This is a genomic window from Nocardia sp. NPDC004711 (assembly GCF_053601595.1).
Genome location: NZ_JBSGCB010000001.1, coordinates 209,692 through 222,179 on the forward strand (window position 1 = coordinate 209,692; position 12,488 = coordinate 222,179).

Here is a 12,488-nt window from a genome sequence, read left to right on the forward strand (position 1 = left end):
CCGGCGTGTCGCCCGCGGCCTCTACTCGGCGCACTCGAGTAGATGTACTCGGTCGATTCGGCGGCGGGGCCGCCAGACTCACCAACCATGAGCACTCCGAGCGCACACACCAGGAGCACCACGGCGTTTCTGGCTCAGGCCACGATCGCCTTCGGAATCAGCTTCTGCGCCTTGATCATCAGCATCGTCTACCTCCCGCTGGACATCTGGCAGCGCGGATTCCTGCTGATGGCAATGCTGTTCCTGGTGAGCAGCAGTTTCACCCTCGCGAAAGTGATTCGCGATCAACACGAATCCTCGAAGGTGCATCACCGCATCGACGAGGCCCGGATGGAGAAGCTGATGGCCGAGCACGACCCGTTCAAGATCAATTGAGCTGTCCCGCACCGCGGGAATGGCGAGAGCCCGCCGGATCGAGGGAGAACCGGCGGGCTCTCGGAATATCCACGGCCCTCGGGCCGGGTCGGTTCAGTGGGCGGAGGTACCGAACAGCGCGGGGAGGGTGCCCTCGTGGGCGGCGCGCAGATCGTCGAGCTTCACACTGAACTGGCCCTGGACCTCCACCGAGTCCGCGCCGTCGTCGACCACGCCGATGCGGGCCCACGGCAGGCCGCGGGCGTCGCACATCTTGGTGAAGCGGGTCTCCTCCGAGCGCGGCACGGCCACCAGGACGCGGCCCGCGGACTCGGAGAAGAGGGTGACGAACGGGTCGGCGCCCTCGGGAATGATGATGCGGCAGGCGGTTTCGCCTGCCAGCGCGGCCTCCACCACGGTCTGGATCAGGCCGCCCTCGGAGACATCGTGGGCGGCGGAGACCATGCCGTCGCGGGAGCCCGAGACCAGGATCTCGGAGATCAACTGCTCGCGGGCCAGGTCGACCTGGGGCGGCAGACCGCCGAGGTGGTCGTGCTCGACCTGCGCCCAGATGGAGCCGTCCAGCTCGTCGCGGGTCTCGCCGAGCAGGATGAGGGTCTCGCCCGGCTCGGTGCCCAGGCCGGTCGGGATGCGGCGGTGCACGTCGTCGATGACGCCGAGCACGCCCACCACCGGGGTCGGCAGGATGGCGGTCTGGCCGGTCTGGTTGTAGAAGGACACATTGCCGCCGGTGACCGGAATGCCCAGGGCCGCACAGCCGTCCGCGAGACCGCGGACGGCCTGCTGGAACTGCCACATGACACCCGGGTCCTCCGGGGAGCCGAAGTTGAGGCAGTTGGTGACGGCCTTCGGGGTGGCGCCGGTGACGGCGACATTGCGGAAGGCCTCGGCCAGCGCCAGCTGCGCGCCGGTGTACGGGTCCAGCTTGGTGTAGCGGCCCGAGGCGTCGGTGGCCAGCGCGATGCCGCGGCCGGTCTCCTCGTCGATGCGGATGACACCGGCGTCGGCGTGCTCGGCGAGCACGGTGTTGCCGCGCACGTAGCGGTCGTACTGCTCGGTGATCCACTTGCGCGAGCACAGCTGCGGACTGGCCAGCATCTTCAGCAGGGTGTCGCGCAGCTCGTCACCGGTCTTGGGCCGGTTCAGGCGCGCGGCCGAATCCGCGTTCAGCGCATCCTGATCCGCGGGACGCTCGACCGGGCGCTCGTAGACCGGGCCCTGGTGGGCGACGGTGCGCGGCGGCACGTCCACCACGGTCTCGCCGTGCCAGGTGATGATCAGGCGCTCGCCGTCGGTGACCTCACCGATGACGGTGGCGGTGACGTCCCACTTCTTGCAGACGGCCATGAAGGCGTCCACGTTCTCGGGGGTGACGACCGCGCACATGCGCTCCTGCGACTCGCTCGAAAGGATCTCGGCGGGAGTCATATTGGCGGCGCGCAGCGGCACCTGGTCCAGTTCGATGTGCATGCCGCCGTCGCCGGCCGCCGCGAGTTCCGAGGTGGCACAGGACAGTCCGGCGCCGCCGAGGTCCTGGATGCCGACCACCAGTCCGGCGTGGTACAGCTCGAGACAGCACTCGATGAGGACCTTCTCGGCGAACGGGTCGCCGACCTGGACGCTCGGGAGCTTCTTACGGCCGGAACCGGATTCGTCGCCGGAGAAGGTGTCCGAGGCCAGCACGGACACGCCGCCGATACCGTCCAGACCGGTCCGCGCGCCGAACAGGATGATCTTGTTGCCCTGGCCGGAGGCGAAGGCCAGGTGCAGGTCCTCGACCCGCATGACGCCCGCGCACAGCGCGTTCACCAGCGGATTGCCCTGGTAGGACGAGTCGAACACGGTCTCGCCGCCCACATTCGGCAGGCCCAGCGAGTTGCCGTAGCCGCCGACGCCGCGCACCACGCCGTCCACCACGCGCCGGGTGTCCGGGTGATCGGCCGCACCGAAGCGCAGCTGGTCCATCACCGCGATCGGGCGGGCGCCCATGGCCATGATGTCGCGCACGATGCCGCCGACGCCGGTGGCCGCGCCCTGGTAGGGCTCGACATACGAGGGGTGGTTGTGCGACTCGACCTTGAAGGTCACCGCCCAGCCGCCGCCGATGTCCACCACACCCGCGTTCTCGCCGATGCCCGCGAGCATCGACTTCTTCATCTCCTCGGTGGTGGTTTCACCGAAGTAGCGCAGATGCACCTTGGAAGACTTGTAGGAGCAGTGCTCCGACCACATCACCGAGTACATGGCGAGCTCGGCGTCGGTGGGACGCCGGCCCAGGATCTCCTTGATCCGGGCATACTCGTCGTCCTTGAGGCCGAGTTCCTTGTAGGGCTGCGGGTGGTCCGAGGTGGCCGCGGCGTTGCTGACGGTATCGACGTGGCTGGTCACGGGAATACCAGAGTCCTTTCGGCCGGGCAGGTCGGAAGCGAAAGCCGGCGTTGCTGGATGTCGGCGAGATACGATCGCGAGTCTAATTGCCTGCATTCCAGCCCTTTACCCCGCCCGCCAGTGTGGCAGCGGCCACTGTCTTCGTAATGCCGACGCGACAACTGATTTGTCGCCGACCGGGGTAACTCCCCGGGTACGCCCACAATGGTTTCGGCTCCCAACCGCCGGCACGCATGCAGGTCAGGGAGCGGCACGCGAGCCGGGCGCCGAAGGCCCGGGGAGGCGGGGGAGTGGGCGGTGCCCGCTACTCTGTCCGGGTGAACGATCGATCCGGGGTCGCGGATCCGACCGAGAAACCCGTGACCACGCCTGGAGGGCTGACACGGCGGCAGGGGCAACTGCTCGCGATCGCGATCGCGCTCTTCGCGATATCCGCGCTGATCAGTTTCGAGACCCTCTGGCACGGGTTCATCGACCTGCAGGTGTATCGGAACGGCGCGCGGGCCTGGCTCGACGGCAAGGATCTCTACGGGCCGATGCCGGCGGTGTACGGGATCGGGTTGCCGTTCACGTATCCCCCGCTGGCCGCGCTGTTCTTCGCGCCGCTGGCCATCATGCCGCTGGGCGTCGCGGAGGCGGCGGTGCTCGCGGTCTCCATCGCCTCGCTGGGTGTGACGCTGTGGGTGGTGCTGGACCGGATCCGGCCGAGCCTGGCGTGGCGGACCCGGCTGGCCGTCGTCATCGGCGCGGTCGGGTTGCTGCAGCTGCTGGAGCCGATCCGCGAGACCTACGGATTCGGTCAGATCAACCTGGTGCTGATGGCCGCGGTGACGCTGGATTGCCTGGTGCGCAAGCCTTTCTGGCCGCGCGGCATGCTGATCGGCATCGCGGTGTCGGTGAAGCTGACCCCGGGCGGCTATCTCCTCTACTTCCTGCTGCGCAAGGACTGGAAGGGCGCGATCACCCTGGTGCTGTCCGCCATCGGCGCGATTGCGGTGGGATTCGTGCTGTTCCCGAAGGATTCACCGCAGTACTGGTTCCACACCCTGTCCGACACCGGCCGCATCGGCCCGCCCTGGTACGCGGGCAACCAGTCGATCAAGGGCTTCGTGTTCCGGCTCGGCTACTCGACCTCGATCTCGACGCTGATCTGGCTGGTGCTGTCGGTGGCCGCGGTGGCGCTGGCCGCGCTGTGGATGAAGCGCCTGCTCGACGCCGGCGCGACGGTCGCGGCCCTGATGGTGAATGCCGCTGCGGTGCTGCTGGTTTCCCCGGTCTCCTGGTCGCACCACTGGGTGTGGATCGCGCCCGCGCTGATCGTGGCCGCCGATGCCGTCGCCCGCGGCCGCCGCAACCCGTGGTTCCTCGGCGCGGCCGGCCTGGCGGTGGTCATGTTCGCCATCGGGCCGATGTGGCTGCTCCCCCACAACCACGACCGCGAACTCACCTGGAACTGGTGGCAGCAGATCATCGGCAACAGCTACGTCATCTTCACCTTCGCCGTCTTCGTCGTGGCGGCCCTGAGCTATCGCCCGAACCCGGACCCGGAAAGGGCCGCGCTGCTCACGGCGTAGGGGTCAAGAAGGCCGCGAGGGCCGCCGCGTAGGCGGGAACGTCTGCGACGCCCATCATTTCGCGCGCCGAGTGCATGGCCAGCTGGGCCGCACCGACATCCACGGTGGACATGCCGGTGCGGGCCGCGGTCATCGGCCCGATGGTGGAGCCGCAGGGCAGATCCGCCCGGTGCACGTAGCGCTGCAACGGGACGTTCGCCTGCGCGCAGGCCAGGGCGAAGGCGCCCGCGCCGGTGGCGTCGGTGGCGTAGCGCAGGTTCTGATTGACCTTGAGCACCGGCCCGCCGTTCACCTCGATGCGGTGCGAAGGCTCGTGCCGGTCCGGATAGTTGGGGTGTGTCGCGTGCGCCATGTCGCCGGAGGCGCACACCGAATCGGCCAGGGCCGCCAGGTATTCCGCGCGTCCGCCGCCGCGGGCGAGCACGATGCGCTCCAGCACCGTGGGCAGCAGACCGGATTGGGCGCCGCGGTCGGACTGGCTGCCGACCTCCTCGTGGTCGAACATGGCCAGCACCGGTGTCGCCGCACCGGGTTCGGCGATGGCGGCCAGGAAGGCCCGCAACCCGGCGTAGCAGGTGCCCTGATTGTCCAGCCGGGGCGCGCTGATCAGATCCAGGTCGCGCCCGATCAGGCTGGAGGGCACCAGATCATGGGTCATCAGCTCCCAGCCCAGCACCGCGCCCGGGTCGATGCCGGAGCGTTCGGCGACGAACGCCAGGAACGAGCGCGGCTCGCCGCCGATCCCCCACACCGCGTTCACGTGCCGTTGCGGATCGAGCTGCACGCCGCGCCGGTCGTCGGAGAGGTGGATGGCCAGCTGCGGCACCCGCAGAATCGGTTCGTCGATGCGAATCAGCTGCTCCCGCACCGTATTTCCGTCGCGCACCGACAGTCGCCCGGAGATGCCGAGATCGCGGTCCAGCCACGAGTTCAGCCAGGCGCCGCCATAGGGCTCCAACCCGACCATCTGCCAGCCCGCCACCGCGGTGTCCGGATGCTGTTTGACCCGCAGATTGGGGCTGTCGGTGTGGGCGCCGACCACCCGGAACGGGCCGGCCTGCCCGGAGCCGGCGGCCGCGTCCGGGCCGCCGGCGGCCCAGGCCACCAGGGAACCGGCGCGCACCACGTAATAGCGGCCCGCGCCACCCGCGGGCCAGGGCGCCGATTCGGACAGCCGGGTGAAGCCGTGCTCGTCGAGTTCGGCTGCGACAGTTCGGCAGACGTGGAACGGCGACGGGGAGGCATCGATGAATGCGCACAGGCCTGCGGCGGTCGCGGTGGTCTCGGCAACGGGCATGGGCTCGAGCTTATCCGCCTCTCCGAGACTTCAGCGGGCAGCTGAGAGCCGTTGACGGGATGGCATTCCGTGCCTGCGTTGAGTGCCGAACCGATCTTGGGGGTACCCGGGGAGTTACCCCGATCCTTGCGAGATCAGTTGTCCCGTTCGGACTGTGCCAGGCTACCCGGGCAGCGGGGCTTCGGCGACGCGGCCCAGCAACCGCACCAGCTCCAGATAGTCGTCACTTCCGAGACTGCGGCGCATTTCGGCCTCGGCGCGCGCCTCCTCGGCGCGCACCTCCTCGACCAATTCCTCACCGCGGCGGCTCAGTCCGATCAGAATGCGCCGGCGGTCGTCGGCCGCCGCGACCCGGAAGATGAGCCCGCGCTCGGCGAGCTGGTCGGCGTGCCGGGTGGCCGAGGACGGGGGTAGCTGCGCCCGCGATGCCAGCTCACTCATGGTGATGCCGATGTCAGCGGACAGATTGGTGAGCATGCACCACTGGTCGGCGGTGAGCCGCCTGGCACACAGTGCGGCGTCCAGGTGACGAAGCCAACTCCGCTCGGCCGCTCGGAGGGCTCCATGCAAGGTGGAAAATCCACCTAGAATTGTCGCCATATTTCCCGCCCGTCAGAAAACCGCTTGAACGAGGGGAAGGGTAGCCCATGTCCCCGTTCGGCGGGAATCCCGAGAACGTCATCGAGATCATCAACATAGTTCCGCAGCAGGGTCCCGGCGGTATCTTCGCGCCATCCTGTGAGGCGGCTATTTCTCTCGCGTTGGAAGAAATCAACTCCGGTTCCGGAATTCTGGGACGAGAATTGCGCGTCACCCACATTGACGGCGGGCGCGAACCCCACCTGGTGGCCGGAGAGGTGGCGGCACTGCTGGCCACCGGCATGGTGCACGCGGTCACCGGCTGGCACACCTCGGCGGTGCGCCGCGCGGTGGAGCGGGTGACGGCCGGACGGGTGCCGTATCTGTTCGCCACCGACCACGAGGGTGTGGAGTCGGTCCCGGACGGGCTGTTCATGATCGGGGCGGATCCCGAACACCAGATCGTGCCCGCGCTGGACTGGCTGCGGCGCTCCTTCGAGGCCCGGCGCTGGGCGATCATCGGCAACGACTACGTGTGGCCGCGGCGCACCGCGCAGGCCGTGCGCGCGGCGCTGCAGGATCCGGAGCTGATTCCGCTGGAGCTGTTCGTGCCCATGCGCACCCGGGATTTCGGCCGGTTCCTCGACGATCCCCGGCTCGACCTGGCCGACGGGATCATCGTGCTGCTGGTGGGCGCCGATGTCGCCCGCTTCAACCTGCAGTTCTCCCGGACGGGGCGGTCCGATCAGCAGGTGCGGGTGAGCCCGGCCGTGGACGAGAACGTGCTGCTGGCCGCGGGCGGCGGCGCGAACCACAATCTGTTCGTGCCGTCGGGCTTCTTCGTGAACGGACCGCACGATCGGGAGCGGCTGGACCGCTATCACCGGCTGCACGGCTGGTTCGCGCCCACGCTCACCAATTTCAGCAATACCAGCTACGAGGCCATCCACACCCTGCACGGCATGGCCGAGCTGGCCGGATCGCTCGAGGTGCGGTGCATCCAGGCCGCGGTGGCGGACCGGCGGGTCGTCGAAACCCCGTGGGGCGAGGTCGGTTTCGACGGGGTGCAAGCAGTCCGCCCGACCTGGCTGGCCAGGGCGGGCGGAGTCGACTTCGAGATTCTGGACGGAATCTAGTTCCGCCGCGCGTGGGACTACGCCTCGACGAGGCTGTCCAGCACCGAGAGGAACAGGCCCAGGCCGTCGTCGCTGGGGCCGGTGAGCGGCTCGGTGGCGTGCTCGGGGTGCGGCATCAGGCCGACCACCCGGCGATTGGCCGAGGTGATGCCGGCGATGTCGCGCTGCGAGCCGTTGGGGTTGCCGCCCGCGTAGCGGAACACCACGCGGCCCTCGCCCTCCAGCTGGTCGAGCACGGCGGTGGACGCCTGGTAGCGGCCCTCGGCGTTCTTGACCGGGATGAGGATCTGGGCGCCCGGCTCGTAGCGGGTGGTCCAGGCGGTGTCGGTCTGCTCGACGGTCAGCCACTGGTCGCGGCAGACGAAGTGCAGGCCCTCGTTGCGGGTCAGCGCACCCGGCAGCAGGCCCGCCTCGCAGAGGATCTGGAAGCCGTTGCAGATGCCCAGGATCGGCATGCCCTGCTCGGCGGCCTTGATGACCTCGCCCATGACAGGGGCCATGGAGGCGATGGCACCGGCGCGCAGGTAGTCGCCGTAGGAGAAGCCGCCGGGGACGACGACCGCGTCGACCTGCTTGAGGTCGGCATCGGCGTGCCACAGCGAAACAGGCTCGGAACCGGCCAGTTTCACCGCCCGGGCGGCGTCGACGTCGTCGAGCGTGCCCGGGAAGGTGATGACACCGATGCGGGCGCTCACAGCCGGACGACCTTCCAGTCCTCGATCACGACATTGGCCAGCAGCGATTCGGCGATCTGCTCCAGGTCGGCGTCGGTGACATTGTCATCGACATCGAGTTCGAATCGCTTGCCCTGCCGCACATCCGAGATGCCGGGGTGCCCGAGACGCCCCAGCGCGCCGACAATGGCTTGTCCCTGCGGATCCAGGATCTCGGCCTTCGGCATCACCTCGACCACGACACGTGCCACGCGTTGCTCCTCAGCTGGTGGGGCGGTGCCCGGCATGCATGCCTGCCGGGCGGGGGGTATCGCTGATCAGCGTAGTTGGCGGGGGCGGCGGACATACCGCCGGGTCGTGCCGTCCGTGGCCTACACCACAGCCCCGCGGGCTACCGTTGAATCATGCACATAGCCCATTTCGGACATTCCTGCATTCTCGTGGAGCTCAACGGCAGCAAGATCCTGTTCGATCCGGGCAATTTCTCGCACGGATTCGAAGGCCTCACCGGATTGGATGCCATTGCGGTGACGCATCAGCATCCCGATCACATCTGCCCGCACCGGATCGAGGCGCTGATCGAGGCGAATCCACAGGCCAGGCTACTGTCCGATCCGCAGACCGCGCTGCTGCGGGGCGAGCCGTGGGAGCCGGTGCACGCCGGAAATATTCTCGAAGTCGGTGATGTCCAAATTACCGGCGGTGGTGGCCGGCACGCGGTCATCCATCCGGAGATCCCCGTTATCGACAACACCGTCTTCCAACTCGGCACTCCGGAGGACCCCGCACAACTCGTGCATCCCGGTGATTCACTCTGGGTTCCGCCGACTCCGGTCGGTGTTCTCGCCATTCCCGCGGTCGCCCCGTGGATGCGCATCAGCGAGGCCGTGGATTACCTGCGTGCGGTAAATCCGCGGGTCGCATTCCCCATCCACTACGGCATCATCGCCCCCGAAGCACAGGGCATCTATTTCGGTCGGCTGAATGAAATGAGTCCGGCCAATACCGAATTCAAGATCATCGAACCCGAGGATCACGCCGAATTCTGATGTCGCACCGCCGGGCGGGAGCGGCCACCGCCCGGCGGCGCGAGCTGTGTAACCCACTGCGGCCGAGGCGGATTCGTGGCGAATCCGCCTCGCCCCGGGTCAGCGGTAGGAGGCCAGGAACAGCGCCTCGGCCAGGGCCATGTGCTCGATCTCCGTCGGATCGACGCTCTCATTGGGCGCGTGGATCAGGCACTTCGGTTCCTCCACGCCCATGAGCATGATCTCCGCCTGCGGATAGGTGTCGGCGAAGACATTGCACAGCGGGATCGACCCGCCCTGCCCCTCGGTGGTGGCGGGACGCCCGTAGGCCGCCTCCATGGCCGCGGACATCGCCCGCCGCGCCGGGCCGTCCGTGCTGCCGACGAACGGCGAGCCGGTGGCCTCGGTCTCGACCGTCACCCTCGCGTGCCACGGCGCGTGCGACTTCAGGTGCGCGGTCAGGGCTTTCAGCGCGTCCTCCGGATTGATGCCCGGCGGAATGCGCAGGTTGAGGCGGGCCCGGGTCCGGGGCTGGATGGCCGCCGAGGAGCCGACCACGGGCGGGACGTCCATACCGAGCACCGTGAGCGCCGGACGGACCCAGAGCATGTCGGCGACCCCGCCATTGCCCAGCAGATGGACGCCGTCGAGAACGCCCGCGTCGGAACGGAATCGGCCCACCGGGTACTCATGACCCTGCCAGACCTGGTCATTGCGCAGCCCGTCGATGGTGGTGTTGCCGTCGACGTCGCGCAGGGTGCCGAGCAGGTGGATCATGGCGGCCAGCGCGTCGGGCGCGGGACCGCCGAACATGCCGGAATGCAAGGGGCCGGAGAGGGTTTCGACGGTGACGACCACATTCACAGTGCCGCGCAGGGTCTGAGTGAAGGTGGGCACGCCGACCGCGAAGTTGCCGCAGTCGCCGATGAGCAGGGTGTCGGCGCGCAGCAGGTCGGCATTGCCGGGCACGAACTCCTCCAGGCCGCCGGTGCCCTGCTCCTCGGAGCCCTCCGAGACCAGCACCAGCCCGACCGGGTACTCGTCGCCGTACACCTTGCGCAGCGCCCGCAGCGCGGTCAGATGCATGACGATATTGCCCTTGCAGTCGGCCGCGCCGCGCCCGTACCAGCGGCCATCCTTTTCGGTGAGCTGCCAGACCGGCGTCTGCCACGCGGCGTCGTCGAGCGGCGGCTGCACGTCGTAGTGGCAGTAGAGCATGACGGTCGGCGCGCCCTGCGGCCCCCGGCTGCGGGCCACGACGGCATTGCTGCCGTCCGGGGTCTCGTGCAGCCCCACCTCGGTCAATCCCTCCGCCTCGAACGCATCGGCCACCCACTGCGCGGCCTTCTCGCACTCCTCGATCGGGAACTGCCGGGCGTCGTACACCGATTTGAACGAGACGAGCTGCGCGAGATCGCTTTTCGCACGCGGCATGAGTTCCCTGACGGCCGCGCGCAGCGCGGCCACCTTCGAATCCTCCTGCACCCCTGCGGTCGTGGTCATGACATCCTCCTGATCACTTGGCGGTATCGGGTTTCACGGTCTCACCCTTCTTCAGGTGACCGATTGTTTCCAGGGTGCGCAGGTTTCCGAAGCTCGACGTCGGATAGGAGATGGCGCGATCGCGGTCGACGGTGTCGGTCAGCAGCTGATCGGCTACCGCACCCGCCCCGAGGTGCGGCTGCGTGGCGGACATCGCCTGCGCTATGACATGCTGATAGTCCATAGTGCTGAATAGTAACCGTTCAGCAACTTTCTCTTGATTACGAAACGGTAGCTGGCCGAACCAGTTTCGATCATGGCCGGCTGGCTACCATCACCTCGGCAAACCCATGCCGAATCTCGATCGGAGGCCATATGACCGGCACCACGGAACCCGACGACGTCTACGCGATGCCCGGCATCAGACGCGCCGCTCCGCACCGTGGCTTCCCGGAGCACGAGATCTTCCCGCAGGTCGCCTACCAGATCGTCCACGACGAACTGATGCTCGACGGCGTCTCCCGGATGAACCTGGCCACCTTCTGCACCACCTGGGTCGACGACCAGGCCCGGCGGCTGATGAACGAATGCCTCGACAAGAACATCGTCGACAAGGACGAGTACCCGCAGACCGCCGAACTCGAGCAGCGCGGCGTGCACATGCTCGCCGACCTGTGGAACTCCCCCGATCCGCGGGGCACGCTGGGCACCTCCACCACCGGGTCCAGCGAGGCCGCCATGCTGGGCGGCCTGGCCGCCAAATTCCGCTGGCGCAAGCGCGGCGGCACCGGCACCCCCAACTTCGTGTGCGGCCCGGTCCAGGTGTGCTGGGAGAAGTTCGCGCGCTACTTCGACGTGGAGATCCGCCAGATTCCGCTGCGCGGCGAGCGCTACACCATTGACCCGGATGAAATCGACGCCTACTGCGACGAGAACACCATCATGGTGGTGCCCACCTTCGGCCAGACCTTCACCGGCCTCTTCGAGGACGTCGAGGGCATCAGCAAGGCGCTCGACGCGCTGCAGGCCGCGACCGGACTCGACATCCCCATCCACGTCGACGCGGCCAGCGGCGGCTTCCTCGCCCCGTTCTGCGCACCCGAAATCTGTTGGGATTTCCGGCTTCCGCGGGTCAAGTCCATCAACGCCTCCGGCCACAAGACCGGTCTCGCACCGCTGGGCGCGGGCTGGGCCATCTGGCGGACCAAGGAGGATCTGCCCGAAGAGCTCATCTTCGATGTCGACTACCTGGGCGGCAATATGCCCACCTTCAACCTGAACTTCTCCCGGCCCGGCGGGCAGGCCGTCACCCAGTACTACGAGTTCATCCGGCTGGGCCGCACCGGCTACCGCAATGTGCAGACCGCCATCTACACCGCAAGCCAGCACCTGGCCAAGGGCATTGCCGAGGCCGGGCCGTTCGAGCTCATCCACGATGCCGATCCGCGCCGCGGCATCACCGCCGTCTCGTGGAAACTGGCCGACGGCGCCGACTACAACCTCTACGACCTGTCCGATCGGCTGCGCACCCGCGGCTGGCTCATCGCCGCCTACCCGCTGCCCGCCGACCGCGAGGACGAGATCATCATGCGCGCGGTGCTGCGCCACGGCTTCACCATCGACATGGCCGACCTGCTGCTCGCCGACCTGCACCGCAGCCTGCAGGTGCTCGGCAAGCACCCGATGACGACCTCGCTCACCCGCGAGGAGGCGGGCGGCTTCCCGCACAACGCACGCGCGGTCGTCCCCACCCCCAAGGCGAAACCGGTGCGGTCCAAGGCCGGTGGCAAGGCCACGATCAACGGCAAGAAGGCCGCCGAGCACGCCAAGACCAAGCACGCCAAATCCAAGGCCGGCAAGAAGTGAGCGCGGCCGGGAGTTCGGCCGTCACCGGATAACCACGGCGGCAACCGAATACCGCGAAGCGGCGGCGGGAATCCCGCCGCCGCTTCATG

12 protein-coding genes are annotated in these 12,488 nt (G+C 68.2%); 5 read left to right on the plus strand and 7 right to left on the minus strand.

Translation table 11 applies throughout. The features are described 5' to 3' along the window. The first annotated feature begins 87 nt into the window (after positions 1-87). On the plus strand, positions 88-375 hold the full coding sequence (locus tag ACWEKS_RS00980) for a YiaA/YiaB family inner membrane protein (RefSeq protein ID WP_452338213.1): 288 nt from the start codon (positions 88-90) through the stop codon (positions 373-375). Between the two features lie 93 nt (positions 376-468). Here ACWEKS_RS00980 and purL read toward each other — a convergent pair whose 3' ends face one another. Then, on the minus strand, positions 469-2,763 hold the full coding sequence (gene purL, locus ACWEKS_RS00985) for a phosphoribosylformylglycinamidine synthase subunit PurL (protein ID WP_452338214.1): 2,295 nt from the start codon (positions 2,761-2,763) through the stop codon (positions 469-471). A gap of 317 nt (positions 2,764-3,080) precedes the next feature. Between purL and ACWEKS_RS00990 the strand changes: the two genes are divergently transcribed. Continuing rightward, the gene (locus ACWEKS_RS00990; RefSeq protein WP_452338215.1) at positions 3,081-4,337 is read left to right on the plus strand and encodes a glycosyltransferase 87 family protein; all 1,257 of its coding nucleotides are present in this window, start codon (positions 3,081-3,083) and stop codon (positions 4,335-4,337) included. Here ACWEKS_RS00990 and ACWEKS_RS00995 read toward each other — a convergent pair. Both ACWEKS_RS00995 and ACWEKS_RS01000 read right to left on the minus strand, forming a co-directional pair. Further along, complete coding sequence (locus tag ACWEKS_RS00995) at positions 4,327-5,634, minus strand: M18 family aminopeptidase (RefSeq protein ID WP_452338216.1); 1,308 nt, start codon at positions 5,632-5,634, stop codon at positions 4,327-4,329. The genes ACWEKS_RS00990 and ACWEKS_RS00995 overlap by 11 nt on opposite strands. 162 nt (positions 5,635-5,796) lie before the next feature. After that, positions 5,797-6,234 carry a MarR family winged helix-turn-helix transcriptional regulator gene (locus ACWEKS_RS01000; protein ID WP_354831037.1) on the minus strand — a complete coding sequence of 146 codons (438 nt, stop codon included), beginning with the start codon at positions 6,232-6,234 and terminating at the stop codon, positions 5,797-5,799. Between the two features lie 47 nt (positions 6,235-6,281). On the opposite strand from ACWEKS_RS01000, the gene ACWEKS_RS01005 reads away from it, so the two are divergent. Continuing rightward, the gene (locus ACWEKS_RS01005) at positions 6,282-7,349 is read left to right on the plus strand and encodes a substrate-binding domain-containing protein (RefSeq protein ID WP_452338217.1); all 1,068 of its coding nucleotides are present in this window, start codon (positions 6,282-6,284) and stop codon (positions 7,347-7,349) included. Positions 7,350-7,366: 17 nt separating this feature from the next. Here the strand turns inward: ACWEKS_RS01005 and purQ are convergent, their stop codons facing one another. Continuing rightward, positions 7,367-8,044 (minus strand): phosphoribosylformylglycinamidine synthase subunit PurQ, encoded by a 678-nt coding sequence (gene purQ, locus ACWEKS_RS01010; RefSeq protein ID WP_452338218.1) that lies wholly within the window; start codon positions 8,042-8,044, stop codon positions 7,367-7,369. Then, positions 8,041-8,274 carry a phosphoribosylformylglycinamidine synthase subunit PurS gene (purS, locus tag ACWEKS_RS01015; RefSeq protein ID WP_040803258.1) on the minus strand — a complete coding sequence of 78 codons (234 nt, stop codon included), beginning with the start codon at positions 8,272-8,274 and terminating at the stop codon, positions 8,041-8,043. The genes purQ and purS overlap by 4 nt, the downstream gene beginning before the upstream one ends. A 153-nt stretch (positions 8,275-8,427) precedes the next feature. Between purS and ACWEKS_RS01020 the strand changes: the two genes are divergently transcribed. Continuing rightward, a complete protein-coding gene (locus tag ACWEKS_RS01020; protein WP_452338219.1) occupies positions 8,428-9,072 on the plus strand; it encodes an MBL fold metallo-hydrolase in 645 nt (214 codons plus the stop codon). 99 nt (positions 9,073-9,171) lie between these two features. Here the strand turns inward: ACWEKS_RS01020 and ACWEKS_RS01025 are convergent, their stop codons facing one another. Continuing rightward, entirely contained in the window at positions 9,172-10,554 is a 1,383-nt protein-coding gene (locus ACWEKS_RS01025) for a M20/M25/M40 family metallo-hydrolase (protein ID WP_452338220.1), read from the minus strand. Positions 10,555-10,567: 13 nt separating this feature from the next. After that, positions 10,568-10,777, minus strand: coding sequence for a hypothetical protein (locus ACWEKS_RS01030; RefSeq protein WP_452338221.1), 210 nt, complete (start codon positions 10,775-10,777; stop codon positions 10,568-10,570). Positions 10,778-10,908: 131 nt separating this feature from the next. Here ACWEKS_RS01030 and ACWEKS_RS01035 point away from each other — a divergent pair, with 131 nt between their 5' ends. Then, positions 10,909-12,399: a glutamate decarboxylase gene (locus tag ACWEKS_RS01035; RefSeq protein ID WP_452338222.1), complete on the plus strand. Its 1,491-nt coding sequence runs from the start codon at positions 10,909-10,911 to the stop codon at positions 12,397-12,399. Positions 12,400-12,488 lie beyond the last annotated feature (89 nt).